Annotated in this window: 24 protein-coding genes; 8 read left to right on the plus strand and 16 right to left on the minus strand. The window is 69.1% G+C overall.

Annotated features, from left to right (window positions below):
- Window positions 1-78: 78 nt before the first annotated feature.
- Both aspS and EKG36_RS08280 read right to left on the minus strand, forming a co-directional pair.
- A complete protein-coding gene (gene aspS, locus EKG36_RS08275; protein ID WP_126482956.1) occupies window positions 79-1,860 on the minus strand; it encodes an aspartate--tRNA ligase in 1,782 nt (593 codons plus the stop codon).
- Window positions 1,861-1,907: 47 nt separating this feature from the next.
- A complete protein-coding gene (locus EKG36_RS08280) occupies window positions 1,908-2,159 on the minus strand; it encodes an FmdB family zinc ribbon protein (protein ID WP_126482958.1) in 252 nt (83 codons plus the stop codon).
- A 204-nt stretch (window positions 2,160-2,363) separates the two neighbouring features.
- Here EKG36_RS08280 and EKG36_RS08285 point away from each other — a divergent pair, with 204 nt between their 5' ends.
- The 5 genes from EKG36_RS08285 (at window position 2,364) to EKG36_RS08300 (ending at window position 6,056) form a co-directional block, all read left to right on the plus strand.
- On the plus strand, window positions 2,364-3,302 hold the full coding sequence (locus tag EKG36_RS08285; protein ID WP_126482960.1) for a D-2-hydroxyacid dehydrogenase: 939 nt from the start codon (window positions 2,364-2,366) through the stop codon (window positions 3,300-3,302).
- Window positions 3,303-3,320: 18 nt separating this feature from the next.
- The gene (locus EKG36_RS20720) at window positions 3,321-3,671 is read left to right on the plus strand and encodes a DUF4336 domain-containing protein (RefSeq protein ID WP_246007462.1); all 351 of its coding nucleotides are present in this window, start codon (window positions 3,321-3,323) and stop codon (window positions 3,669-3,671) included.
- Window positions 3,668-4,042, plus strand: coding sequence for a hypothetical protein (locus EKG36_RS20725; protein WP_246007463.1), 375 nt, complete (start codon window positions 3,668-3,670; stop codon window positions 4,040-4,042). Before EKG36_RS20720 ends, EKG36_RS20725 begins: the two co-directional genes overlap by 4 nt.
- 142 nt (window positions 4,043-4,184) lie before the next feature.
- Window positions 4,185-5,093 (plus strand): ribokinase, encoded by a 909-nt coding sequence (locus EKG36_RS08295; RefSeq protein ID WP_126482962.1) that lies wholly within the window; start codon window positions 4,185-4,187, stop codon window positions 5,091-5,093.
- A gap of 21 nt (window positions 5,094-5,114) precedes the next feature.
- Window positions 5,115-6,056, plus strand: coding sequence for a nucleoside hydrolase (locus EKG36_RS08300; RefSeq protein WP_126482964.1), 942 nt, complete (start codon window positions 5,115-5,117; stop codon window positions 6,054-6,056).
- Window positions 6,057-6,059: 3 nt separating this feature from the next.
- Here EKG36_RS08300 and EKG36_RS08305 read toward each other — a convergent pair whose 3' ends face one another.
- On the minus strand, window positions 6,060-6,332 hold the full coding sequence (locus EKG36_RS08305; RefSeq protein ID WP_126482966.1) for an acylphosphatase: 273 nt from the start codon (window positions 6,330-6,332) through the stop codon (window positions 6,060-6,062).
- 241 nt (window positions 6,333-6,573) lie between these two features.
- Here EKG36_RS08305 and EKG36_RS08310 point away from each other — a divergent pair, with 241 nt between their 5' ends.
- A complete protein-coding gene (locus EKG36_RS08310; RefSeq protein ID WP_126482968.1) occupies window positions 6,574-7,614 on the plus strand; it encodes a Glu/Leu/Phe/Val family dehydrogenase in 1,041 nt (346 codons plus the stop codon).
- Between the two features lie 18 nt (window positions 7,615-7,632).
- Here EKG36_RS08310 and EKG36_RS08315 read toward each other — a convergent pair whose 3' ends face one another.
- Window positions 7,633-8,694, minus strand: coding sequence for a YihY/virulence factor BrkB family protein (locus EKG36_RS08315; protein ID WP_126482970.1), 1,062 nt, complete (start codon window positions 8,692-8,694; stop codon window positions 7,633-7,635).
- Window positions 8,695-8,822: 128 nt separating this feature from the next.
- Here EKG36_RS08315 and EKG36_RS08320 point away from each other — a divergent pair, with 128 nt between their 5' ends.
- Window positions 8,823-9,917, plus strand: a complete 1,095-nt coding sequence (locus tag EKG36_RS08320; protein WP_126482972.1) for a bifunctional nicotinamide-nucleotide adenylyltransferase/Nudix hydroxylase — start codon at window positions 8,823-8,825, stop codon at window positions 9,915-9,917.
- A 234-nt stretch (window positions 9,918-10,151) separates the two neighbouring features.
- Here EKG36_RS08320 and EKG36_RS08325 read toward each other — a convergent pair whose 3' ends face one another.
- From EKG36_RS08325 to EKG36_RS08355, 7 genes are all read right to left on the minus strand, one after another.
- Complete coding sequence (locus tag EKG36_RS08325; RefSeq protein ID WP_126482974.1) at window positions 10,152-11,069, minus strand: LysR substrate-binding domain-containing protein; 918 nt, start codon at window positions 11,067-11,069, stop codon at window positions 10,152-10,154.
- A 94-nt stretch (window positions 11,070-11,163) separates the two neighbouring features.
- Window positions 11,164-12,582 carry a cardiolipin synthase gene (gene cls / locus EKG36_RS08330; RefSeq protein WP_126482976.1) on the minus strand — a complete coding sequence of 473 codons (1,419 nt, stop codon included), beginning with the start codon at window positions 12,580-12,582 and terminating at the stop codon, window positions 11,164-11,166.
- A gap of 116 nt (window positions 12,583-12,698) precedes the next feature.
- Window positions 12,699-14,204, minus strand: coding sequence for a fumarate hydratase (locus tag EKG36_RS08335; RefSeq protein ID WP_126482978.1), 1,506 nt, complete (start codon window positions 14,202-14,204; stop codon window positions 12,699-12,701).
- A gap of 183 nt (window positions 14,205-14,387) precedes the next feature.
- The gene (nei, locus tag EKG36_RS08340) at window positions 14,388-15,218 is read right to left on the minus strand and encodes an endonuclease VIII (protein ID WP_126482980.1); all 831 of its coding nucleotides are present in this window, start codon (window positions 15,216-15,218) and stop codon (window positions 14,388-14,390) included.
- 23 nt (window positions 15,219-15,241) lie between these two features.
- Window positions 15,242-17,263, minus strand: coding sequence for an excinuclease ABC subunit UvrB (gene uvrB, locus EKG36_RS08345; RefSeq protein WP_126482982.1), 2,022 nt, complete (start codon window positions 17,261-17,263; stop codon window positions 15,242-15,244).
- 53 nt (window positions 17,264-17,316) lie between these two features.
- Window positions 17,317-17,727, minus strand: a complete 411-nt coding sequence (locus EKG36_RS08350) for an OsmC family protein (protein WP_126482984.1) — start codon at window positions 17,725-17,727, stop codon at window positions 17,317-17,319.
- Window positions 17,727-17,924: a hypothetical protein gene (locus EKG36_RS08355; RefSeq protein WP_126482986.1), complete on the minus strand. Its 198-nt coding sequence runs from the start codon at window positions 17,922-17,924 to the stop codon at window positions 17,727-17,729. The genes EKG36_RS08350 and EKG36_RS08355 overlap by 1 nt, the downstream gene beginning before the upstream one ends.
- Before the next feature lie 140 nt (window positions 17,925-18,064).
- On the opposite strand from EKG36_RS08355, the gene ygfZ reads away from it, so the two are divergent.
- Window positions 18,065-19,102, plus strand: coding sequence for a CAF17-like 4Fe-4S cluster assembly/insertion protein YgfZ (ygfZ, locus tag EKG36_RS08360; RefSeq protein WP_126482988.1), 1,038 nt, complete (start codon window positions 18,065-18,067; stop codon window positions 19,100-19,102).
- 31 nt (window positions 19,103-19,133) lie between these two features.
- Here ygfZ and EKG36_RS08365 read toward each other — a convergent pair whose 3' ends face one another.
- The 5 genes from EKG36_RS08365 to EKG36_RS08390 form a co-directional block, all read right to left on the minus strand.
- Window positions 19,134-19,904: a TatD family hydrolase gene (locus EKG36_RS08365; RefSeq protein ID WP_126482990.1), complete on the minus strand. Its 771-nt coding sequence runs from the start codon at window positions 19,902-19,904 to the stop codon at window positions 19,134-19,136.
- A 180-nt stretch (window positions 19,905-20,084) separates the two neighbouring features.
- A complete protein-coding gene (locus EKG36_RS08375; protein ID WP_126482994.1) occupies window positions 20,085-21,674 on the minus strand; it encodes a peptide chain release factor 3 in 1,590 nt (529 codons plus the stop codon).
- Between the two features lie 275 nt (window positions 21,675-21,949).
- Window positions 21,950-22,258 (minus strand): hypothetical protein, encoded by a 309-nt coding sequence (locus tag EKG36_RS08380; protein ID WP_126482996.1) that lies wholly within the window; start codon window positions 22,256-22,258, stop codon window positions 21,950-21,952.
- A 276-nt stretch (window positions 22,259-22,534) separates the two neighbouring features.
- The gene (cysQ, locus tag EKG36_RS08385; RefSeq protein WP_246007464.1) at window positions 22,535-23,371 is read right to left on the minus strand and encodes a 3'(2'),5'-bisphosphate nucleotidase CysQ; all 837 of its coding nucleotides are present in this window, start codon (window positions 23,369-23,371) and stop codon (window positions 22,535-22,537) included.
- Window positions 23,372-23,417: 46 nt separating this feature from the next.
- Window positions 23,418-24,083: an SDR family oxidoreductase gene (locus tag EKG36_RS08390; RefSeq protein WP_185827515.1), complete on the minus strand. Its 666-nt coding sequence runs from the start codon at window positions 24,081-24,083 to the stop codon at window positions 23,418-23,420.
- Between the last annotated feature and the right edge of the window lie 61 nt (window positions 24,084-24,144).

A 24,144-nucleotide genomic window follows, 5' to 3' on the forward strand; every position in this document is an offset into this window, starting at 1 on the left:
CTTGCTGGCTGGTGGGTGTCGCGCGCAAATGACACCGGCGCCCTGAGGCGCCGGTGAGAGCTTGCCGGAACGCGCGCCTTATTCGCCGGCGCTGTCCGCCTTGGCCTTCTGGCGCAGACGGATGTTGAGCTCCTTGAGCTGCTCAGCACTGACCTCGCCCGGGGCGTCGGTCATCAGGCAGGCCGCGCTCTGGGTCTTGGGGAAGGCGATGACCTCGCGAATGGTGCGGGCCCCGCTCATCAGCATGACCAGGCGGTCGAGGCCGAAGGCCAGGCCACCATGGGGCGGCGCCCCATATTGCAGGGCGTCGAGCAAAAAGCCGAACTTCTCGCGGGCCTCGTCCTGGTCGATGCCCAGCACCTCGAGCACCGTCTGCTGCATGGCCTGGTCGTGGATACGAATCGAGCCGCCGCCCAGCTCGGTGCCGTTGAGCACCATGTCATAGGCCCGGGACAGGGCGCCGGCCGGATGGGTCTTGAGGGTCTCGACGTCGCAGGACGGCGCCGTGAAGGGATGGTGCAGGGCCTGCAGGCGGGCACTGCCGTCGTCCTCGAACATCGGGAAGTCGACCACCCACAACGGCGCCCAGTCGGCGGTGTAGAGGTCGAGGTCCTCGCCCAGCCGGACGCGCAGCGCGCCCAGCGCCTCGTTGACGATGCGCGCCTTGTCGGCGCCGAAGAAGATGATGTCGCCATCCTCGGCGCCGACCCGGTCCAGCAGTTGCTCGACCACGCCTTCCATGAACTTGACGATCGGCGACTGCAGGCCCTCGAGCCCCTTGGCACGCTCGTTGACCTTGATCCAGGCCAGGCCGCGGGCCCCGTAGATGCCCACGAACTTGGTGTACTCGTCGATTTCCTTGCGCGACAGCGAGGCACCGCCCTTGACCTTGAGCGCGGCGACCCGACCGTCCTCGGCGTTGGCCGGTCCGGAGAACACCTTGAAGTCCACGTCCTTCATCAGGTCGTCGACGTCGGTCAGCTCCAGCGGAATGCGCAGGTCCGGCTTGTCGGAACCGAAGCGGCTCATGGCTTCGGCATAGGGCATGCGCGGGAACTCGGGCAGCTCGACCTGCAGCACGTCCTGGAACAGCTGACGGATCATGCCCTCGGTGATCGCCATGATGTCCTCCTCCTCGACGAAGGAGGCCTCCAGGTCGATCTGGGTGAATTCGGGCTGGCGGTCGGCGCGCAGGTCCTCGTCACGGAAGCACTTGGCGATCTGGTAGTAGCGATCGAAGCCGGACACCATCAGCAGCTGCTTGAACAACTGGGGCGACTGCGGCAGGGCGAAGAAGCTGCCGGCGTGGGTGCGGCTCGGCACCAGGTAGTCCCGGGCCCCCTCGGGGGTGGCGCGGGTCAGGATCGGGGTCTCGATGTCCAGGAAGCCCTGAGCCTCGAGATAGGCCCGCACGCTGTGGGAGATCCGCGAGCGCAGCCGCAGCTTGTCGATCATCTCCGGGCGGCGCAGGTCGATGTAGCGGTGCTTGAGGCGCACCTCCTCGCCGACCTTGCCATGCTCGTCGAGCTGGAAGGGCGGCGTGGCCGCGGTGTTGAGCACCTCCACATCCTTGGCCAGCACCTCGATCAGCCCGGTGGGCATGTTGGGATTCTGGGTACCCTCGGGGCGCAGCCGCACGCGACCCTGGATGCGCAGCACGTACTCGCTGCGGGCGCGGTCGGCAGTGGCGAAGGCCTCGGCGGTATCGGGGTCGACCACGACCTGGGCGATGCCGTCGCGATCGCGCATGTCAAGGAAGATGACCCCGCCATGGTCACGGCGGCGATGTACCCAGCCGCACAGGGTGACCGTCTGATCCACCATGGTCTCGTTCAGCTGGCCGCAATAATGGCTGCGCATGTCGTATCCTGTTTGTTGCGTGATGAAAAAGCGAGAGTGGTGACGGCTCAGGCCGCGGCGCCGCCGTCGGAGGACGTCCCCGCTCCCTGGCTGTCACCGGCCAGGTTCTTCTTGCCACCGGTCTTGAAATCGGTCTCGTACCAGCCGCCTCCGGCCAGGCGGAAGCCGGCGGCCGACACCAGGCGGCCGAGCTCGGCCTGGTCGCAGGCGGGGCAATCGGTCAGCGGCGCGGCGCTGAGCCGCTGCAGCTTCTCCAAGCGATGGCCGCAGGCCTTGCACTCATATTCGTAGATGGGCATGGTTTGGGTCTCCCTGAAACGACGTCCCAGTGGGCGAAGCGACGACGCAACATGGCTCGATCGCGATTGGCGTTCTGCGATATATGGGCAGCCTGCGCAATTCCAAGCCTGCCTCGAAAGCCGCACATTATAGCCTGTCGTGCCACCCGAGGCCCAGCCCCGGGGCCACGCCACCGTTGCCGACCTGCACACAAGGAAACCGCCATGCACGCCGTGATTCTCGACGCCGCCAGCCTGGGGCCGGATATCGACCTCACTCCCCTCGCGGCACAGCTGGACCGGCTCGATGTGCACGGCCACACCGCCCCCGGGGACGTGCCAGCACGGCTGGCCGGCGCCGAGGTCGCCATCGTCAACAAGGTGGTGCTCGACGACGACACCCTGGACCGGCTGCCGGCGCTGCGGCTGATCTGCGTGCTGGCCACCGGCACCAACAACATCGACATGGCCAGTGCCGAGCGCCGCGGCATCGCGGTTCGCAATGTCACCGCCTACGGCACCGCCAGCGTTGCCCAGCACACCCTGATGCTGCTGCTGGCCCTGGCCGCCCGCCTGCCCCGCTACCAGCGCGATGTCGCCCGGGGGCGCTGGAACACGAGCCCCTTCTTCTGCCTGCTCGACCACCCCACCCTGCAACTGGCCGACAAGCACCTGGTGATCGTCGGCCAGGGCGAACTGGGCTCGCGGGTCGGCGAACTGGCCGAGGCCTTCGGCATGCGCGTGAGCTTCGCCGCCCGGCCCGGCGGTGCCGCCGACGATCCGCGGCCGTCGCTGGCCACCCTCGCCCCCGGCGCGGATGCCATCAGCCTGCACTGCCCGCTCACCGAGGCGACCCACCACCTGGTGGACGGGGCGCTGCTCGCGACCCTCAAGCCCGGAGCCCTGCTGCTCAACTGTGCCCGCGGCGGGATCATCGACGAGATCGCCGCCCTGGCCGCCCTGCGCGAGGGGCGCCTCGGCGGCCTGGCCGTCGACGTACTGCCCCAGGAGCCCCCCCGGGAAGGCCATCCGCTGCTCTCGGCTCTCGACGAGGCGCTGAACCTGATCGTCACTCCACACAATGCCTGGATCAGCCCCGAGGCGAGGCAGCGCATCGTCACGCTGACCGCGGACAACCTCGCGGATTTCCTGGCACGGGGCTGAGGCCGCGCCAGCCCAGCCATGTCACTGCACGCCGTCGCCAACGATCTCTGGCTGGTGGAAGGCCCGCTGGTCGACTTCCATGGCTTCCCCTACCCCACGCGCAGCGTGATCGTCCGCCTGCCCGGCGGCGCCCTGTGGATCTGGTCGCCGGTCCACCTGACCGAGGGGCTGCGCCGCGAGGTGGAGGCGCTGGGGACCATCGCGCACCTGGTCAGTCCCAACAAGCTGCACCACCTGTCCCTCTCCGACTGGCACGCCGCCTACCCGGACGCCAAGCTCTGGGGGCTCCCGTCGACCCTCGCCAGGCGTCGCGACCTGGCCTTCGCTGGCGTGCTGGGGGGCACGCCGCGGAAGACTGGGCCGGGGTGATCGACCAGTTTCCCGTGCGTGCCACCCCGCTGCTGGAGGAAGTCGTGTTCTTTCACCGGGCATCGCGCACCGTCATCCTTGCCGACCTCAGCGAGGCCTTCGACGAGGCCTTCCTGGCGCGCCACTGGGCTCCCTGGCAACGCTGGATCGCGCAGCGCTGGGGCATCACCGAGCACCGCGCCAAGGCCCCGCTGGAGCTCAGGCTGACCGCCATCCATCGCCGCCGCGCCCGGGCGATGCTGCAGCGCCTGGTCGACCGGGATCCCCGGGCCGTGATCATGGCTCACGGCGTCTGGCGTGCCACGAACGGGCGAGGCTTCCTGCTGGACGCCTTCGACTGGCTGGATCTCGAACCCCGCACGGCTCGGTGATTTTCGGGTTGGCGATGACATGCTGCATGATAGATAACGGTATAAAGCATCATCGCATCGTCCCGCGCCGGCTTGCACCGCGAGTTCCGGGCCTGGATACTTTTGTCGACCACCTCTTCTTCCATCACACCCGGACCACGGCATGCTGCACAACTTCGGGTCGATCAACCTCGACCATTTCTACCACGTCCCCCACCTGGTCAGGCCCGGCGAGACCCTGGCCAGCCACGACTATCGCGTCGGCCTGGGGGGCAAGGGGGCCAACCAGTCGCTGGCCATGGCTCGGGCCGGCGGCCGGGTCCGCCACTGGGGGAGACTCGGCCGACAGGATGCCTGGGCCAGGGACCTCATGGAGCGCGCCGGCGTGGCGGTCGATGCCCTCGAGCTCGTCGACGAGCCCAGCGGCCATGCCATCATCCAGGTGGATGACCAGGGCGAGAATGCGATCCTGCTGTTTCCGGGCGCCAACCATGGCTTCACCCCGGACGACCTGGACGCGCGGCTCGCCGAGGTCGCCCCCGGCGACTGGCTGCTGGCCCAGAACGAGTGCAACGCCCTGCCCCGGGTGTTCGCCCAGGCTCGGGCGCAGGGCGTGAAGATCGCCTTCAATCCGGCGCCGATGACCGCGGCCGTCGCCGAGCTGCCCCTGGAGGCCTGCCGGCTGCTGTTCGTCAACCGTGGCGAGGCCGAGGCCCTCACCGGCCTCGCCGCCGGCACCCCCGCGGCGACCCTGCTGGACGCCCTGGCTCGCCGGCTGCCCGACACCGAGACGGTGCTCACCCTGGGCGGTGACGGCGCCTGGTACCAGCACGGCGACCAGCGCCATTTCCAGCCGCCGCTGCCGGTCGTCGCCCGGGACACCACTGCCGCCGGCGATACCTTCATCGGCTACTACCTGGCCGCGGTCCAGGCCGACCTGCCCCCCACCGCCTGCCTGGAGCGCGCCGCCACGGCGGCGGCCCTGGGCGTCCAGCGACTCGGCGCCACCGAAAGCATTCCCGACGCCGCCGAGGTGGAACAGGCCCTGCACCACGGCGTCGACGCCCCCTGACCGTCATCGACGAGGAGCCCCATGACACATCCGATCATCTTCGATACCGACCCCGGCGTCGATGACGCCCAGGCCATTGCCATCGCCCTGCGCCATCCCGCCATCGAGCTGCTGGGCATGACCACCACCTTCGGCAATGTCGACGTCGCCACCGCCACCCACAACGCCCTGCTGCTCGCCGAGCTGGCCGGGCGCGAGGTGCCCGTGGCCCAGGGCGCCGCGGCCCCGCTGGTCAAGCCCCGCCACCCGGCCCCGGCGCATATCCATGGGGCCAACGGCCTCGGCGACATCGCCTTGCCGGCGGTCCAGGGCCGGGCCGACCCGCGCAGCGCGGCGCGCTTCATCATCGACACCATCAACGCCCGGCCGGGCGAGGTCACCCTGGTGGCGGTCGGGCCGCTCGGCAACCTGGCCACGGCCCTGCAGCTCGACCCGACCATCATCGACAAGGTCAAGCAGGTGGTGGTGATGGGCGGCTCGGTGCGAGAAGGCGGCAACGTGACCCCGGTGGCCGAGGCCAACATCTTCAACGACCCCCATGCCGCTGCCCGGGTGCTCACGGCAGGCTGGCCGCTGACCCTGGTGGGCCTGGACGTGACCCATCGCTGCGTGCTCGCGCCGGGGCACATGGCACGGATCGCCGCCGGCCAGGACAAGCTGGGCGAGGTGCTGGCCGGCAGCTACGGATTCTACCGTGACTTCTACCAGGAGATGCTCGGCATCGACGGCTGCTGCCCCCATGACAGCTGTGCCCTGGCCTGGCTGATCCGGCCGGAGCTGTTCACCACCGCCCGGGGCCACCTGACCGTGGCCACCCAGGGCGAGGCCGAGGGACAGACCATCTTCGCCCCCGAGAACCGCGGCTATATCGAGCCCCGCTGGTCGCGCACGCCACTGGCGGACGTCTGCCTGGGCGTGGACGGCAAGGCCGTGGTGGAGTGGATCACCGAGACCCTGGCGTAAGCCTCAGGCCGTCGTGAAGGTGTCCGGGTCGTGCTGCTCGACCACCTCGAGCTCCACGTGAGTGACCCGGGCCCCCGGCGGCCCCTTCCACAGCCACTCGCTGAGGTCGCGGACCGCCTCCCGGCGGCCACACAGCAGCACCTCGACCCGGCCATCCGGCAGGTTCCTGGCATGCCCGGTGATCCCGGCCTTGAGGGCCTGCTCCTGGGTGGCGCGACGATACCAGACCCCCTGCACCTTGCCGGTCACCAGGGCCTTCACACAGCAGATGTCCATGCGGCGTCCTCCTTGTCGATGCGCGGGCCGGCGGCCCGCAAAGGGAGAGGCTACGTGCCTCTCTTTCTAGCATCCCGGTCCCTCGCCACCAAGGCGCAAGGCTTCCCCGGACCCAGGCGATGCTCTAGTCTTTAGGGTGTCATACAGACGATCGCTCGGCCAAAAGCCGAGACGATGCCAGGTTTCGCCCCACCCTTGGCGGACCATCCCACAACAACCTTCCTCACAAGGGAGTCACGTCATGCTGGTCTTCGACCACCCCGAGTTCGATCACCATCAGCAGGTCGTCTTCGGCAGCGATGAGGCGAGCGGCCTGCGCGCCATCATCGCCATTCACGATACCCACCGCGGCCCGGCCCTGGGCGGTCTGCGCATCTTCCCCTACGCCAGCGAGGCGGACGCCCTGACCGACGTCCTGCGCCTGTCCCGCGGCATGACCTACAAGTCGGCGCTGGCCGACCTGCCCCTCGGCGGCGGCAAGGCGGTGATCATCGCCGATCCGCGTCGCGACAAGCGCCCCGAGCTGCTGCGCGCCATGGGCCGTTTGATCGACTCGCTGTCCGGGCACTACATCACCGCCGAGGACTCCGGCTCCAGCGAGGCCGACATGCAGATCATCGCCGAGCGCACCGACCATGTGGGCGGACTCGGCCACAATGGCCGCTCCGGCGACCCCTCGCCCTTCACCGCCCACGGCGTGTTCTGCGCGCTGAAGAGTGCCGTGCGTCATGGCCTGGGCCGCGACGACCTCGGCGAGCTACGGGTGGCCATCCAGGGCGTGGGCCATGTCGGTGCCCACCTGGCGCGCCAGCTTCACGAGGCCGGCGCCCAGCTGGTGCTGACCGATGTCGACCGGGATGCACTGGGACGCCTCGCCGACGAACTGGACGCCGAGGTCAGCGCCCCCGAGAGCATCGCCGATGCCGAGGTGGACGTCTTCGCCCCCTGCGCCATGGGCGCCGCCCTTACCCCGGCCGTGGTCGAGCGCCTCAAGGCCCGGGTGGTCTGCGGCGCCGCCAACAACCAGCTGGCTGAGCCCGACGTGGCCCGCCTGCTGCGCGAGCGGGGCATCCTCTACACGCCCGACTACGTGGCCAATGCCGGCGGGGTGATCGAGATCGCCTGGCAGCGGCGCGAGGACTACCGCCGCGAGGATGTCATGGCCCATATCGAGGGCATCGGCGCCACCCTCGACGAGATCTTCCGGCGCGCCGAGCGAGAGGGCCTGAGCCCCGCCCAGGTGGCCGACGACCTCGCCCGGGAACGCTTCCGCGCCGGCTGACGCCCGGCGGCGCCGGGGTCAGTCCCGGCGCTCCGCCCGCGAGGCGGCCTGGTCCGCCGCGTCCTCACGGCCCTGTGCCGCCCCCTCGCCGATGTCATCCGCCGACTCGCGCGTCCCTTCGCCGCCGTCCCCGCTGCTCCGCTGGGCGAGGGACCGGCCGCGATGCTGCGCCAGCGGCTCGTCGACGAGCTCGTGCCTGACCCGTACCGCGGTATTGCGCGGGATCACCTCGCGGCCCCGTGCCAGCAGGTGGCACTTGGTGAAGGCCGCCCCGAACAGCAGGATCAGCGAGGAGTAGTAGACCCACAGCAGCACGACCACCACCGAGCCGGCGGCCCCGTAGGTGGAGGCCGTGGCCGTGTAGGCCAGGTAGGCGGCGATGGCCGACCGGCCGATGGCGAACAGCAGTGCGGTGACCACCGCCCCCACCAGCACGTCGCGCCAGCTCAGCACCACGTCCGGCAGCACCTTGAAGATGGTGGCAAACAGTGCCGAGACCACGGCCAGGGAGATCAGGAACTCCAGGCCGGCCGCCAGGGCGCCGAGAAAGGGCAACAGGCCGTCGGCGGCCTTGAGCACGGCATTGACGGCCACGCCCAGCATCAGCGAGACGAGCAGGATGAAGCCGATGGACAGCACCACGGCCAGGGACAGGGTGCGGTTCTTGAGGAAGATCAGCAGGCTGTTGGAGCTGGGGCGGGCCGTCACCCCCCACAGGGTATTGAGCGAGTACTGCATCTGGCCGAAGACGGTGGTCGCGCCGACCAGCAGGGCCCCGACGCCGAGCAGGGTCGGCCAGAGCCCCGACTCCTGGATCCGCGACTGGGCCACGGCGTTCTGGATCGCCTCGGCGGCGGACGGCCCCATGGTGCCCTGCAGCTGGGCGACGATCTGTCCCTGGGCGGCCTCCTCGCCGAGCACCAGGCCGATCACGGTGACCGCGATGATCACCGTGGGGGCCAGCGAGAAGAGGGTGTAGAAGGCCAGCGACCCGGCATAGCTGAAGGCGTTGCGCTCCAGCCACAGCTTCACGGCAGCGTGCACCACGCCCCACCAGAACAACACGCTCTGCTTGATCATGTGCGTACCTCACAGTCCCTTGTCTGCCCTCCAGCATACCCAAGCCGCGCCCGCCCTGCAGGTCGCGGGAATTGCACGGCCTGGAGCGGGTCACCATAATGGGCGTTTTACCGCATGGAGCGAGCCCCATGAGTCCGCGACCGGACGCCGACAGCCCCCCTCACGACTTCGACTGTCTGGTCTTTATCGGCCGCTTCCAGCCCCCCCATCTCGGCCATCTGGCGGTCATCCACGAGGCCCTCAAGCGCGCGCGCCAGGTCATCGTCCTGGTGGGCTCCGCCTGGCAGGCCCGCTCGCTGCGCAACCCCTGGCGCTTCGACGAGCGGCGCCGGATGCTGCGGACCGCCTTCGACGAGGACGACAATGCCCGCCTCGAGATCGTGCCGCTGCTGGACGCCCTGTACAACAACGACGTCTGGGTGCGCGACGTGCAGCGCAAGGTTCGCGACATCGCCTCGCCGAGCCATGCCCGGCTGCCGCGGATCGGCCTGATCGGGGCCAGCCGCGGCCAGTCGAGCTACTACCTGTCGCTGTTTCCCCAGTGGGAATCGGTCAGCGTGCCGATGGTCGAGGGCATCTCGGCCAGCCAGATCCGCGAGCGGCTGTTTCGCTCGCCGGCCGCCGCGACCGACTATGTCAGCACCGGCGCCTCCCATGACCTGCCGCCGGGAGTGGTGGAGGAAGTCCAGGCCTTCTTCGCCACGGAGCCCTACCAGCAGCTGGTCGAGGAACAGCACCTGCTGGACCAGTACCGCGAGGCCTGGTCCCAGGCGCCCTACCCGCCGATCTTCGTCACCGTCAACGCCGTGGTCGTGCAGTCGGGACACGTCCTGCTGGTGCGGCGCACGGCGGCGCCGGGCAAGGGCCTCTATGCCCTGCCCGGCGGCTTCATCAATCCCCACGAGCGCCTGCTGGATGCCTGCCTGAGGGAGCTGCGGGAACGGGTCCGCCTCAAGGTGCCGGAACCCGTCCTCAAGGGCTCGCTGCGGGGCCAGCGGCTGTTCGACGAGCCCCACCGCAGCTGGCGCGGCCGGACCCTGGCGGAGGCCTTCTACTTCGCGCTGCGTCCCGAGCAGCAGCTGCCGCGACTCAAGCCGGTGAAGGGCGGTGACCATGCCCGCTGGGTGCCCCTGGCCGACCTGGAGCCGGACGGGCTCTTCGAGGACCACTTCTTCATCATCCAGAACTTCCTCGGCCTGCCCGCCGACTTCGGCGAAGCCTGATGCCGGGCAGCGAGGCATCTGTCTTCTCTCAGGCCCGCCACCTCGAGTCCCATACCGTCGGTTCCAAAAACTTGGGGTTCCGTGACGCGCGACGGTCATGCGGGGACGCCGGGGTCGGCCAGCGCCGGAAGACAGCTGGCGGCGTATCGCCGGCCCGATGAGCCAAGCGGCGGCCCGATGTCTCGGGAGCGCCGGTGGCCGCGCCATCGAGCACAACCGGAAAGCACACCGCTCTCAGGCCTGGAGGAAGTCCCTCGGCAGCTTCATCATCTGCCGCCAGAGCTTCTCGACGCCGGGCTTGTGCACCAGCGAGCAACGATAGAGGCGGATCTCCAGGGGCACGTCGAGCTTCTCGTCGCCGGCCCGCACCAGCCGAGCGTCCTTGAGCTCCTCGCGAATGCAGAAGTCGGGAATCCACGCCATGCCCATGCCCTGCAGCACCATGCCCTTGAGCCCCTCGGCCATGGCGGTCTCGTAGACGGTCCGCAGGCGCAGGCGCAGCGGGTCGTTCTTGAGCAGCATGCGCACGCTGCGGCCCAGGAAGGCGCCCTGCGTGTAGGAAAGATAGGGCACCGACTCGTTGCCCTCGAGGGGGAAGCGCGGTCGCCCCTGGGCATCGGGCAGGCAGACCGGGAGCATCTTGACCTTGCCGATGGAGAAGGACGGGAAGACCTCGGCGTCGAGCTGCATGCTGGCGTAGGGATCGTAGTAGGCGAGCATCAGATCGCAGTTGCCCTCGCGCAGCACATGGATGGCATCGCCGACGTTCATCGCCACCAGCCGGGTCGGCAGCTCGCCCAGGCCCTTCTGCAGCCGCGAGATCCACTGGGGATAGAAGCTCAGCGCCAGGGAATGGGCGGCCACGATGTCGAGGGCCTCGTTGGCGATGGACAGGCCGCGCAGGTGGCCGAGGCTCTCGTTGAGCTGCTCGACCATGTTGCGGGCGGTGACCAGGAACAGTTGCCCTTCCGGGGTCAGGTCGACCGGCGTGGTGGAGCGGTCGACCAGGGTCACCCCCACCGCCTGCTCCAGGGAGCGAATCCGCCGGCTGAAGGCCGGCTGGGTGACATGGCGCTGGCGCGCCGAGGCGGAGAAGCTGCGCGTGTTGGCCAGGGCGACGAAATCTTCCAGCCACTTGGTCTCGAGGTTCACCACGACTCCCGATCGCTGATGCATGAGCGGCCCCGCACGGGGGCCAGCCAAGGGCGCTAACTGTACCCCAGCCGCGGCATGGACCCAAGCCGCGTCATTGCACGGGAGCGAACAGATAGGCCGCCCGGGACACCAGCTTGCGCCACAGGGGGCGCGAAGTGATCTCCTCCAGGCTGACCCGGCGACAGTCGGCGAAGTCCCGCTCGAGCATCGCCGCCACCTGGGCGGCGAAGCACCGGTCGGGCAGGAAGGCGGTGATCTCGAAGTTCAGGCGGAAGGAGCGGTTGTCGAGGTTGACGGTGCCGACGCTGGCCGCATCGTCATCGATCAGGATCACCTTCTGGTGCAGGAAGCCCGGCTGGTAGCGGTAGACCTTGACGCCGGCGCGCAGCATGTCGGGCAGGAAGGAGAAGGCCGAGAGGAACACCAGCAGGTGGTCGGGGCGCTCCGGCATCATGATGCGCACGTCGACCCCGCGCATCGCCGCCAGGCGCAGGGCGTCCTGGACGCTGCGATCCGGCACGAAGTAGGGGCTGGTGACCCAGAGCCGCTCCCGGGCGCTGTGAATGGCATGCTGCACCAGCAGGCTGGCGGTCTCCAGGGGATCGGCGGGGCCCGAGGGGACGATGACCACCTTCTGGCATTCCTCGCAGGTCACCTCGGGTGTCCAGTTGAGGCGGATCACCTCCCCCGTCGCCCAGTGCCAGTCCTCCCAGAAGGCCTCCTGCAGGCCGAGCACGCTGGGGCCGGTCAGCTTGAGGTGGGTGTCGCGCCAGTAGCCATGCCGGGCATCCTGCCCCAGGTACTCGACCCCGACGTTGAAGCCGCCCACCCAGCCCTGGCGGCCGTCGACCACCAGGATCTTGCGGTGGTTGCGGAAGTTGAGCTGGAAGCGGTGGCGCAGCCCCCGGGAGGAATGGAAGGCACTGACCTCCACCCCGGCCTCGCGCAGGTCGCGCAGGTAGCGTTCGGGCAGCTTGTGGCAGCCGATCTCGTCGAACAGGAAGCACACCCGGAGGCCCTTCTCCGCGGCGCGCTGCAGGCGGTGCTTGAGCTCGAGGCCCAGGGCGTCGTCACGGACGATGAAGAACTGGATCAGGATGTAGTCGCGCGCCGCCTCGATGCCGGCGAACAGGCTGTCGAAGGTCGCCTCGCCGTCGACCAGCAGCTCGCCGCGGTTGCCGCTGGTCAGCGGCATCATCGCCAGCTTCTCCACCGCCAGCACGTCCGCCTCCCGGGCGCCGGCCAGGTAGGGCGAGACCCGCTCGCGATAGCGGGCCAGCACGCGCCGCAGCACGGTGTCCCGCTCGCCCCGGGCCGACACATAGCCGTAGAAGCGCGGGCGACCGAACACCCAGTAGGCCGGCACCGCCAGATAGGGGATGGTGAGCAGGGAGATGATCCAGGCGATGGCGCCCTGGGAGGTACGGCTGGACATCAGCGCCTGTACCGCCGAGAGGACACCGAGTACATGGATCAGCAGGATCAGCACGCCGAACAGCCAGGAGGCCATGGTCAGTCCCCGTTCCGTGGGAATACGCCGCGGCGCCGGGCGCGCCGCCACCCCCAGCATACCCGTAACAGCGACGGCCCCGCCAGTTGGCGGGGCCGTCACGGTCGGCGAAGCGATCAGGCGCGTTCGGCGATGATCTCCTTCCACTTGGCGGGACCGGTCTGGTGGACCGAGGTGCCGGCACTGTCCACGGCCACGGTCACCGGCATGTCCTCCACCTCGAACTCGTAGATGGCTTCCATGCCCAGGTCCTCGAAGCCGACCACGCGGGCCTTCTTGATGGCCTGGGCCACCAGGTAGGCGGAGCCGCCCACCGCCATCAGGTAGACGGCCTGGTTGTCGCGGATCGCCTCGATGGCTGCCGGCCCGCGCTCGGCCTTGCCGACCATGCCCAGCAGGCCGGTTTCCTCCAGCATGGTGCGGGTGAACTTGTCCATGCGCGTGGCGGTGGTGGGACCGGCCGGGCCGACCACCTCGTCCCCCACCGGGTCCACCGGGCCCACGTAGTAGATAAAGCGGCCCTTGAGATCCACCGGCAGCGACTCGCCCTTGGCGAGCATGTCGACCATGCGCTTGTGGGCGGCATCCCGGCCGGTCAGCAGCTTGCCGTTGAGCAGCAGGGTGTCGCCGGGCTGCCAGGTGCGCACCTCCTCCGGGGTGATGGCATCCAGGTCGACGCGCTTGACATTGTCGCCGGCCTCGCGGGTGATCTCCGGCCAGTCCTCGAGCTTCGGCGCCGGCAGCGCCGCGGGGCCGCTGCCATCCAGGGTGAAGTGGGCATGCCGGGTCGCCGCGCAGTTGGGGATGATCGCCACGGGCTTGTTGGCGGCATGGGTCGGGTAGTCCTTGACCTTGATGTCCAGCACCGTGGTCAGGCCACCCAGCCCCTGGGCACCGATGCCGCTCTTGTTGACCTTGTCGTAGAGCTCCAGGCGCAGCTCCTCGGCCCGGTTCGCTGCCCCGCGGGCCTGCAGCTCCTGGATGTCGATGGGCTCGAGGAGTGCCTCCTTGGCGATCTCCATGGCCTTCTCGGCGGTGCCGCCGATGCCGATGCCCAGCATGCCCGGCGGGCACCAGCCGGCGCCCATCTTGGGCAGCTGCTCGAGCACCCAGTCGACCACGTTGTCGGACGGGTTGAGCATGGCGAACTTGGACTTGGCCTCGCTGCCGCCGCCCTTGGCCGCCACATGGACCTCGACGGTGTCGCCGGGCACCAGCTTGTGGTGGATGACCGCCGGGGTGTTGTCGCGGGTGTTGGCGCGCTGGCCGTCCGGGTCGGCGAGCACCGAGGCGCGCAGCACGTTGTCGGGCAGCTGGTAGGCCCGACGCACGCCCTCGTTGATCATGTCGTCCAGGCTCATGTCGGTCTCCCAGCGCACGTTCATGCCGACGTGCACGAAGACCGTGACGATGCCGGTGTCCTGGCAGATCGGCCGATGGCCGGTGGCGCACATCCGCGAGTTGATCAGGATCTGGGCGATGGCGTCCTTGGCCGCGGGGTTCTCCTCCCGCTCGTAGGCCGCCGCCATGGCGTCGATGAAGTCCTTGGGATGGTAGTAGGAGATGTACTGCAGGGCATCGGCGACGCTCTGGATGAGGTCATCCTGGCGGATCACGGTCATGGGCAAGACGCTCCTTGGCTGGGTCGACACGCCCGCTTCTGGGCCGGTCCGGGGCACCGGCGGCGGGCTCGAACGGGGGCGCATTATAGCGCACTTGCCCTCCTCCCGGCAGCGTCGCCGCCAGCGGCCTTGGTCGTACGCGCCAGCCAGAGAAGATAACGGTATAAAAACGTTCCCTCCAGGCTATGCTGCGGGATCACGCTGGCAGGCCGGGCAGCGATACAGCCGCCGCGACGCCACGCAGAACCGCTCGATGGTCGTGCCGCAGGCATGGCACGCCAGGCCGTCACGCTCGAAGACGGCGAAGCGCCAGCGTCGCCGGCACGCGCCCCGGCGACGCGCGTCGGCCGCCCAGGCCTCGCGGTTGGTCACGCCGCCCGTCGCGTAGGAACGCCACGTCACGGCCAGCATCTGCTCGGCCAGCCGGGTGCGCCGAGCCTCGTCCAGGTCGACGGGCCTGGCCCGGGGCGAGAGGCCGGCAAAGAACAGGATCTCCGAGCGCAGATAGTTGCCGAGGCCGGCGACCAGGGACTGGTCGAGCAGCAGGCCACCCAGTCGGCGCCCGCGCCAGCGAGGGTCCATCAGGCGCCTGCCGATCGCCTCCACCGAGACCCCATGGGTCAGCAGGTCGGGACCGAGGCGCGCCAGGAAGGGGTGCGCGTGCAGCCTTGCCTCGGGCCACAGCGAGACCTCCGAGGCGCTGTAGAGGCTCGCCATGCGCTCCCCCGCGGTCAGTCGCACCCGCAGCGAGCGGGTGGTGTCCGGTTCACGCTCGGCGTCGTGGAGGATCCAGACGCCATACAGCTGATTGTGGGAATACAGCACCCGGTCGTCGTCGAAGCGGGTCAACAGCGCCTTGCCCCAGCTGTCGACGGCCATGACCTCCCGGCCCACCAGGGAGTCGGCCTGCGCGGCCAGGTCGGCAAAGGCGAACCAGGCCGCGTCCAGCCGCCGCCCGGCCAGGTGGGCCTGCAGGCGGTCGGCGACACGGTGGATCTCGGGACCTTCCGGCATCGGCGTTGCCAGGGCGAGCCGGCTCAGCCGACCGCCAGCTGGCGTTCCCGGAGCTCGTGCAGGCGGTCCCGCAGCCGCGCGGCCTCCTCGAACTCGAGGTTCTGAGCCGCCTCGAACATGGCGTCCTCGAGCCGCGCGACCTCTCGCGCCAGCTCCGCCGGTCCCAGGTCGGCGGGGTCGTAGATGGCCGCGCCCTCGGCGACCTTGCGCTCGGCCTTGCGGCCCTTGCCCTTGCGGCCCGGGGCCTGGGCGGCCTCGAGGATGTCGGCCACCGAGCGGGATACCGTCTCCGGGGTGATGCCGTGGGCCGCGTTGTGGGCGAGCTGCTTGGCGCGGCGCCGCTCGGTCTCGTCGATGGCGCGGCGCATGGAGTCGGTGACCCGGTCGCCGTAGAGCACCGCCTTGCCGTGGGCGTTGCGGGCCGCCCGGCCGATGGTCTGGATCAGCGAGCGCTCGTTGCGCAGGAAGCCCTCCTTGTCGGCATCGAGGATCGCCACCAGCGACACCTCGGGGATGTCCAGGCCCTCGCGCAGCAGGTTGATGCCGACCAGCACGTCGAACTTGCCGAGGCGCAGGTTGCGGATGATCTCGACCCGCTCCACGGTGTCGATATCGGAGTGCAGGTAGCGCACCCGCACGCCGTGCTCGTCCAGGTACTCGGTGAGGTCCTCGGCCATGCGCTTGGTCAGGGTGGTCACCAGCACCCGCTCCTCCACCGCCGCGCGGGCCTGGATCTCGGAGAGCAGATCGTCGACCTGGGTGGAGGCGGGCCGCACCTCGAGCTCCGGGTCGAGCAGTCCGGTCGGCCGCACCACCTGCTCCACCACCTGGCCGGCATGCTCGGCCTCGTAGGGGCCGGGGGTGGCCGAGACGAAGACCGTCTGCGGCGATATGCGCTCCCACTCCTGGAAGGTCATCGGCCGGTTGTCCAGCGCCGAGGGCAGCCGGAAGCCGTACTCCACCAGCGTCTCCTTGCGCGAGCGGTCGCCCTTGTACATGCCCCCCACCTGGGGAACGCTGACGTGGGACTCGTCGATGAACAGCAAGGCGTCGGCGGGCAGGTAATCGAAGAAGGTGGGCGGCGGCTCGCCGGGGTTGCGCCCCGAGAGGTAGCGGGAGTAGTTCTCGATGCCGTTGCAGTAGCCCAGCTCGAGCATCATCTCGATGTCGTACAGCGAGCGCTGCTCGAGGCGCTGGGCCTCCACCAGCTTGTCGTGCTGGCGCAGCCAGGCGAGCCGCTCGGCGAGCTCCTCCTTGATGGCGTCGATGGCGCCCATGATGGTCTCCCGGGGCGTCACGTAGTGCGACTTCGGGTAGATGGTCATGCGCGGCACCTTGCCCCGCACCTCGCCGGTCAGCGGGTCGAAGAGGCTGATGGTGTCGATCTCGTCGTCGAACAGCTCGACCCGCACGGCCTCGTCCTCGGCGTCCGCCGGGAAGATGTCGATGACGTCGCCGCGTACCCGGTAGGTGCCGCGCTTGAAGTCCATGTCGTTGCGGGTGTACTGCAGCTCGGCCAGGCGGCGCAGGAAGGCGCGCTGGTCGATCAGCTCGCCCCGGGTGAAGTGCAGGCGCATCTTCAGGTACTGGTCCGGGTCGCCGAGGCCGTAGATCGCCGACACCGAGACCACGATCAGCGCATCGCGGCGCTCGAGCAGCGCCTTGGTCGCCGACAGGCGCATCTGCTCGATATGGTCGTTGATCGAGGCGTCCTTCTCGATGAAGGTGTCCGAGGACGGTACGTAGGCCTCGGGCTGATAGTAGTCGTAGTAGGAGACGAAGTACTCGACGGCGTTGTCGGGAAAGAACGCCTTGAACTCGCCATAGAGCTGGGCCGCCAGGGTCTTGTTGGGCGCCATGACGATGGTCGGGCGCTGCAGGAGCTGCACCACGTTGGCCATGGTGAAGGTCTTGCCCGAGCCGGTCACGCCGAGCAGGGTCTGGTGGGCCAACCCGGCATCGAGCCCCCCGACCAGGCTCTCGATGGCCGTGGGCTGGTCGCCGGCGGGCTGGAACTTCGATTGCAGTCGGAACGGCTTGCTCATCGGCTCTCCTGGTGGCGCCGGGCCGCCATTGCGCCCGGTGAAATGCGACGGGGTCAGTCCCGCTGACGGGTGCTGATCTCCACGGTGGCGCTGGTCATCAGGCGATGGATCGGGCACTTGTCGCTGATCTCCTCGAGCCGCGTGCGCTGCGCCGCGTCCAGGGCGCCATGGAAGGTCATGGCCACGTCGAGTCGATAGACCCCATGGCGCTCGTCGCGTTCATCGCGGTTGACCACCACGCTGACCCCGTCCAGGGGCCAGTCCTTGCGGCGGGCGTACATCTGGGCGGTGATCGCCTTGCACGCCCCCAGGGACAGGTCGAAGTAGTCGTGGGGGTCCGGGGCGCTGCCCTCGCCGCCGAAGGCCTCGGGCACGTCGACGAAGAGGTCCTCGAAGTCCTCGAGTTCGACGCGCTGGCGAAGGACACGGTTGCGTTCGCTGACCACCTGGATGCTGTGCGCCATCAGCTCACCTCGATACCCAGCTTGAGGGCCTGCACGGCCTTGATCAGCGCCTCGCGGCGCACCCGCCCCTCCACCTCGGCCCCGTGGCGTCCCACCTCGACACTCTCGACGCCGTCGAGCATCATCAGAGCCGTGGTGATGCGGTTGACCTGGTCGGCGCTCTCGACGCCCTGGAAACTGAGTGACTGGTACGCCATGGGGCGGCTCCTGTACGGCTGGAATCGAACAGGGCCGAGTCTAGCACGCCGCCCGAAGGCGCGGCAGCGGTTGCAATGCGACCGCCTCGACCGCATGTCTCGACCAACGCCCGTGAACGCACACGACAAGGAACCCTGACATGAACGACTGGATCGCCCACCTCGGGGGCCGGCGCGAGAGCGCCGATCGCGTGGTCTTCGACACCCCCGAGCCGGCACGCCGCGCCATGGAGGCCAACGTGATGACGCCGCTGGCCCACCTGGGCATCCTGGATGTCGCCGGCGAGGATGCCGAGCGCTTCCTCCAGGGCCAGACCAGTGCCCAGCTCTCCCTGGCCGATGGCGAGTTCGCGCCGCTGACCTGCTTCTGCACCCCCAAGGGACGCGTGCTGGCCAATGCCCAGCTGTGGCGCGTGGCCCCCGACCATTATCGCCTGCTGATGCACCGCAGCCTGGTGCCCTCGCTCAGCGACCATCTCAAGAAGTTCGCGGCCTTCTACAAGGCCACGCTGACGCCCCGCGACGACCTGGCGCTGATCGGGCTGATCGGCCGCGAGATTCCCGCCGTCGCCGAGGTCCTGCTGGACGTGATGCCGCCCGCGGTCTGGCACCAGGCCGACCAGGATGACCTCCAGGTCCTGGCCCATCCCGGGCCCCGGCCGCGGCTGCTGGTCTGCCTGCCGGTCGAGCAGGCACCGGCCACCTGGGAGCGGCTGGCGGCCCAGGCCAGCCCCGTGGACACCGCCGTCTGGCGGCTGCACGACATCCAGGCGGGGCTCGCCTGGCTGGAGGCCGCTCAGCAGGACAGCTACCTGCCGCAAATGCTCAACTGGGAGGCGCTCGGCGGGATCAGCTTCAAGAAGGGCTGCTATACCGGCCAGGAGGTGGTGGCCCGGGCCCACTTCCGCGGCCAGGTGAAGAAGCGCCTGGTACGCGGCCAGCTCGACGGCGGCCTGATCCCGGAGGCCGGCAGCGCCATCGAGGATGCCGACGAGAAGCGCCTCGGCGAGGTGCTCAGTGCCGAGCTCGATGCCTACGGCGAGGCCGAGGTGCTGGCGGTGATGAGTACCAAGGAAGCCGCCGAGCCGCTGCGCGTGGCCGGCCAGAAGTTCAAGCGGCTCAAGCTGCCCTACCCGCTCGAGCGCCTGGACCCGGAGAGCCTGGCTGGCAAAACCTGAAGCCGCTTCGGCGCAGGGCCACGACACCGGACTAGGAACGGGCCCTCAGGCCAAATAGCTGCCGCGCGGTGGCGGTGCTGTCCGCCGCCACCTGCTCGGGGGACTGCCCCCGCAGCTCGGCGACCTTGCGACACACCTCCGCCACCCGGGCCGGCTCGTTGCGTTCGCCCTGGCGGCCCGCCAGCGGCATGTCGGGACTGTCGGTCTCGAGCACGTAGCCATCGTCGGGCAGGGCCGCCACGGCCCGATGCAGCCGCCTGGCGCGGTCATGGGTCGCCGCGCCGCCGAGGCCCACCACGAAGCCCAGGTCGAGGAAGGCCCTGGCCTGCTCGGGGGAGCCGGCAAAGGCATGGATCAGCCCGCCCGCGGGCAGCGCCAGCTGGCGCAGTCGCTTGGCCACTTTGTCGTTGGCGCGCACGCAGTGGATGACCACCGGCAGGCGGCGCGTCCTGGCCAGGCGCAGCTGGGCATCGAAGAGCGCCCACTGGGCGCCGAGGGTCTCGTCGAAGCGCGCGTCGATGCCGCACTCCCCCACCGCCACCGCCTCGGGGTGAGCCTCCAGGCACTCGGCCAGCGCCGCGACGTCGCCATCCCGGTGCGCGTCCATGAAGTAGGGGTGCAGCCCCAGACAGACGCTGACCGCCTCCCGCGTCCCCAGCGCCAGCACCCGGTCCCAGTGGCGGCGGGTGGTGCCCGGCACCACGAAATGCGCGACGCCCGCCGCCCCGGCCCGCTCGAGCACCGCCTCGCGGTCGGCGTCGAAGTCGGGAAAGTCCAGATGGCAGTGGGCGTCGATCAACATAGGCTGGAAGCTGGAAGCTGGAAGCTGGAAGCTGGAAGCTGGAAGCTGGAAGCTGGAAGCTGGAAGCTGGAAGCTGGAAGCCAGCTTGAATCCGCCACAAACGGCGTCAAGGGTTTTTCTTCCCGCTTCAAGCTCAAGCCCGCGCAGCGGGCGTGCTTCCAGCTCCCGGGCACAGCCCGGTCAGTGCTCCCGGGTATGGTTGAAGCGGATCTCCGGCCAGCGCTCCTGGGTCATCTGCAGGTTGACCCGGGTCGGCGCGATATAGGTCAGGTAGCCGCCGCCGTCGATGGCCAGGTTGGTGCTGGCCTTGCGCTTGAACTCCTCGAGCATCTTGGCATCGTCGCAGTAGACCCAGCGCGCGGTGTTGACGTTCACCCCCTCGTAGAGGCAATCGACCTTGTATTCCTGCTTGAGGCGATGGGCGACCACGTCGAACTGCAGGGTGCCCACGGCCCCCAGGATCAGGTCGTTGTTGTCCAGCGGCATGAACACCTGGGTCGCGCCCTCCTCGGAGAGCTGCTGCAGGCCCTTCTGCAGGGCCTTCATCTTCAGCGGGTCCTTGAGGCGCACGCGCTTGAACAGCTCCGGGGCGAAGTGCGGGATGCCGGTGAAGCGCATGTCCTCGCCCTGGGTGAAGGTATCGCCGATCTGGATGGTGCCATGGTTGTGCAGGCCGATGATGTCGCCCGGCCAGGCCTCCTCCACATGGGACCGGTCCGAGGCCATGAAGGTCAGGGCGTCGGCGATCTTGACGTCCTTGCCGATGCGCACATGGCGCATCTTCATGTTCTTCTCGTACTTGCCGGAGCAGACCCGCAGGAAGGCGATGCGGTCCCGGTGGTTGGGATCCATGTTGGCCTGGATCTTGAAGACGAAGCCGGTGAAGCTGCCATCCTCCGCCTCGACGGTGCGCTTGTCGGTCTCCCGGGGCTGGGGAGACGGCGCGTATGCGACAAAGCCATCGAGCATCTCGCGCACCCCGAAGTTGCCCATGGCAGTACCGAAGTAGACGGGCGTCTGCTCGCCGCGCAGGTAGGCCGCGTGGTCGAAGGCGTGGGACGCACCGCGCACCAGCTCCACCTCCATGCGCAGTTCCTCGGCGGCGTCCTCGCCCAGCACGGCATCGACCTCGGGATTGTCGAGCCCCTCGATGCGCTTGTCCTCGGGGATGCGATTGCCCTGGCCCTGGGTGTAGAGGTGGATAACATCGTTGTAGAGGTGATAGACGCCCTTGAAGTGGCGCCCCATGCCGATCGGCCAGGTCATCGGCGCACACTGGATGTTGAGCACCTCCTCGACCTCGTCCATCACCTCGATGGGTTCGCGGATATCCCGGTCCATCTTGTTGACGAAGGTCAGGATCGGCGTGGTGCGCAGGCGACAGACCTCCATCAGCTTGATGGTGCGATCCTCGACGCCCTTGGCCCCGTCGATCACCATCAGTGCCGAATCCACGGCGGTCAGCGTGCGGTAGGTGTCCTCGGAGAAGTCCTCGTGGCCGGGGGTATCGAGCAGGTTGACGATACGGCCGCCGTAGGGGAACTGCATCACCGAGGTGGTCACGGAGATGCCACGCTCCTGTTCCATCTTCATCCAGTCGGAGGTGGCGTGACGGTCGTCACGCTTGCTCTTGACGGAACCGGCCATCTGGATGGCGTTACCGAACAGCAGCATCTTCTCGGTGATGGTGGTCTTGCCTGCGTCGGGGTGCGAAATGATCGCGAAGGTACGGCGAAGCCCGGTTTCATGGGCGAGGGTCGAGTTGGACATTGCGTCTCGTCGCTGATTGGTGCTCCCCCGAGCGGCTCGGTGCCGGTCGGGGCGTGTCGGTGTCATCGGTGCCCCGATTGTACCGTCAGCCACGGGATCTGTCGCCGGTCGGGGCCGAGACGCTGCCGGCGGGGGCGGCACGCCGGCCGGCACCGGGTTTCAGCCACCCGGCATGTTGCGGTGGGAGATGCCCCGGATTAACAGGACGCCACAAAGGCAGGGAAGGAACAGCCGGCGGCGCCGGTGAGGATCCGGCACCGCCAGAGGAGACACGGCTAACCGGCGGCGACGCCCATCTCGCGCCACAGGCGCTCGGTGACAAACTCGCTCACCCGCTGGTCGTTGGCGTCGTCGACCTCCACGGCCAGCAGCTGGAGGCCGCACAGCTCGTTGCCGTGGCTGCCGTCATAGATGGGAAACACCCGCAGGTTCGACTTCAGCAACAGGAAGATGCCTTGGCGCGGGTCCACGCCCACCCCCCGCACCTCCTCGTCGTGGGGCATCAAGAACACCACGTCGGCCATATCGGCCTTGAGATGATCGAGGTGCTGCCAGGGTAGTCGCTCCAAGTGGATATGCTGCATTGACCGCCTCCTCTTCCCGACCCGGTGGGACTTCAACATAGTCCATTTGTAGGGGGGTGGTTGGTGACGAAGGCGTGAAAATTTTGCGACGTGGGCGCCCTTGACGGGAGCTTCATTGCTGGATGCGCCGGCGGTAGCGCCACCTGGGCCCCGAACCTTGATCGCCATCAACCGAGACCACCCGGCACCGCATCACCCGGCAGCCGATGAGTGCCCCGAACGGGCGCAGACGCGACCAGCCGCCACGTCAGCCAGGGCCCCAGGCGAGCCCCGGGTTCAGTCCGCCGCGCTCGGCAGGCAGGCGGCCAGGGCCGCCTCCCAGCGGCGATCCCGGACCCCACAGACGATGAAGGAGGGATTGAGCAGGGAGGCCTGCCGGTTGCAGCGCAGCGGTGACAGGGTGCGCATGTCGAGCACCTCGCCGCCCGCCGCGGTGACCACGGCCTGGGCCGCCGCGGTGTCCCATTCGCAGGTCGGCCCGAAGCGGGGATAGAGATCGGCGGTGCCCTCGGCGACCAGGCACAGCTTCAGGGAACTGCCGCGGGTGACCAGTTCATGGGGCGGTAGACGGCGACAGAAGCCCGCCAGGGCCTCGCGCCCGTGGGAGCGACTGCCGACCACGCGCCAGGGCGTCCGCTCGGGATCCGGCAGAGCACGCACCCGGATGGCCCGCTCCTGCCCCCCCTCCCAGCGCCGGGCACCCTGGCCCGCCTGGCCATACCAGCTCACTCCCAGCACCGGCGCATGCACGATCCCGAACACCGGCACGCCCTCCTCCACCAGGGCCACGTTGAGGGTGAACTCGTCGCTCTTGCGGATGAATTCCTTGGTGCCGTCCAGCGGATCCACCAGCCAGTAGCGGCGCCAGCCCCGCCGGGTCGCGAAGGGTAGCGCCTCGGATTCCTCGGAGAGCACCGGCACGCCAGGGGCGACGGCCTCCAGCAGCGCCAGCAAGGCATGGTGCGCGGCCAGGTCCGCCTCGGTGAGCGGGCTGTCGTCGGCCTTGGTCTCGACGGCGAAGGGCCGGCGATAGATGGCCAGCACCTCCCGGCCGGCGGCGTGCACGCCCTCCCGCAGGCGGCGCCGCATCGTCGGGGTCACGAAAGCGCTCATGGCGTCTCCCAGTCGGGTCACGGAAATGGAGGACGTGGCAGCCTGCCTACCAGGGCAAGGCCTCGCCGTTGCTGTGCCAGAAGCCGCCACTGGTCGCCAGGGTCAGCGCGGCGATGCGCTCGGCGATCCCGGCCGCGGCCTCCTCGGGACCGATCAGGCCGCCGAAGTTGACCATGCGCGTCTTCACGTAGCCCGGATGCAGCTGCGCCACGGCGATGCCCCGCGGCGCGAGATCCACCGCCAGGGACTTGCCGAAGGCATTCAGTGCCGCCTTGGAGGCGCGGTAGCCATAGCGCCCGCCGGAGTCGTTGTCGGCGATCGAGCCCATGCGACTGGTGATATTGGCGATCTTGGCGCCCTCGCCCAGGCAGGGCAGCAGGGCCTCGACCACCCGCAGCGGCGCATAGGCATTGATCTCCATCTGGGCGCGGATGGCCTCGAAGTCGAGCTCGCCCAGCACCTCGTCGTGCAGCATGCCGGCATTGTTGATCAGCACGTCGAGTCGCGCCCCGTCGAGGGCCGTGGCCAGCCGGGCGACATCCGCCGGCGAGGTCACATCGATGCCGTCGATCACCTGCCCGGCCACGTCGTCGAGCTCCGGTGACGGGGTACGGCAGACGCCGATGACGTGCCAGCCATCGCCATGGTAATGCTCGGCCAGGGCCAGGCCGACGCCCCGGTTGGCCCCGGTGATCAGGACAGTGGATGTCATGCGTATCGCCTCCCGCCATGAGTTGTCAGCTCGCATACTCTGCCCCCCCGGAGCGGGACGC

This window comes from Halomonas nitroreducens, assembly GCF_003966155.1.
In the GTDB taxonomy this organism is placed as follows: Bacteria; Pseudomonadota; Gammaproteobacteria; order Pseudomonadales; family Halomonadaceae; genus Halomonas; species Halomonas nitroreducens.

Bases quoted from the DNA above. Each gene is read 5' to 3' on its own strand.
- EKG36_RS20720 (WP_246007462.1), top strand. From the start codon at position 3,321: ATGTCACTGCACGCCGTCGCCAACGATCTCTGGCTGGTGGAAGGCCCG.
- EKG36_RS08310 (WP_126482968.1), top strand. From the start codon at position 6,574: ATGCTGGTCTTCGACCACCCCGAGTTCGATCACCATCAGCAGGTCGTC.
- EKG36_RS08375 (WP_126482994.1), bottom strand. From the start codon at position 21,674: ATGTCCAACTCGACCCTCGCCCATGAAACCGGGCTTCGCCGTACCTTC.
- EKG36_RS08380 (WP_126482996.1), bottom strand. From the start codon at position 22,258: ATGCAGCATATCCACTTGGAGCGACTACCCTGGCAGCACCTCGATCAT.
- uvrB (WP_126482982.1), bottom strand. From the start codon at position 17,263: ATGAGCAAGCCGTTCCGACTGCAATCGAAGTTCCAGCCCGCCGGCGAC.
- EKG36_RS08300 (WP_126482964.1), top strand. From the start codon at position 5,115: ATGACACATCCGATCATCTTCGATACCGACCCCGGCGTCGATGACGCC.
- cysQ (WP_246007464.1), bottom strand. From the start codon at position 23,371: ATGAGCGCTTTCGTGACCCCGACGATGCGGCGCCGCCTGCGGGAGGGC.
- EKG36_RS08335 (WP_126482978.1), bottom strand. From the start codon at position 14,204: ATGACCGTGATCCGCCAGGATGACCTCATCCAGAGCGTCGCCGATGCC.
- nei (WP_126482980.1), bottom strand. From the start codon at position 15,218: ATGCCGGAAGGTCCCGAGATCCACCGTGTCGCCGACCGCCTGCAGGCC.
- EKG36_RS08350 (WP_126482984.1), bottom strand. From the start codon at position 17,727: ATGGCGCACAGCATCCAGGTGGTCAGCGAACGCAACCGTGTCCTTCGC.
- EKG36_RS08355 (WP_126482986.1), bottom strand. From the start codon at position 17,924: ATGGCGTACCAGTCACTCAGTTTCCAGGGCGTCGAGAGCGCCGACCAG.
- EKG36_RS08320 (WP_126482972.1), top strand. From the start codon at position 8,823: ATGAGTCCGCGACCGGACGCCGACAGCCCCCCTCACGACTTCGACTGT.
- EKG36_RS08305 (WP_126482966.1), bottom strand. From the start codon at position 6,332: ATGGACATCTGCTGTGTGAAGGCCCTGGTGACCGGCAAGGTGCAGGGG.
- EKG36_RS08285 (WP_126482960.1), top strand. From the start codon at position 2,364: ATGCACGCCGTGATTCTCGACGCCGCCAGCCTGGGGCCGGATATCGAC.
- aspS (WP_126482956.1), bottom strand. From the start codon at position 1,860: ATGCGCAGCCATTATTGCGGCCAGCTGAACGAGACCATGGTGGATCAG.
- ygfZ (WP_126482988.1), top strand. From the start codon at position 18,065: ATGAACGACTGGATCGCCCACCTCGGGGGCCGGCGCGAGAGCGCCGAT.
- EKG36_RS08390 (WP_185827515.1), bottom strand. From the start codon at position 24,083: ATGACATCCACTGTCCTGATCACCGGGGCCAACCGGGGCGTCGGCCTG.
- EKG36_RS08365 (WP_126482990.1), bottom strand. From the start codon at position 19,904: ATGTTGATCGACGCCCACTGCCATCTGGACTTTCCCGACTTCGACGCC.
- EKG36_RS08280 (WP_126482958.1), bottom strand. From the start codon at position 2,159: ATGCCCATCTACGAATATGAGTGCAAGGCCTGCGGCCATCGCTTGGAG.
- EKG36_RS08315 (WP_126482970.1), bottom strand. From the start codon at position 8,694: ATGATCAAGCAGAGCGTGTTGTTCTGGTGGGGCGTGGTGCACGCTGCC.
- EKG36_RS08295 (WP_126482962.1), top strand. From the start codon at position 4,185: ATGCTGCACAACTTCGGGTCGATCAACCTCGACCATTTCTACCACGTC.
- cls (WP_126482976.1), bottom strand. From the start codon at position 12,582: ATGGCCTCCTGGCTGTTCGGCGTGCTGATCCTGCTGATCCATGTACTC.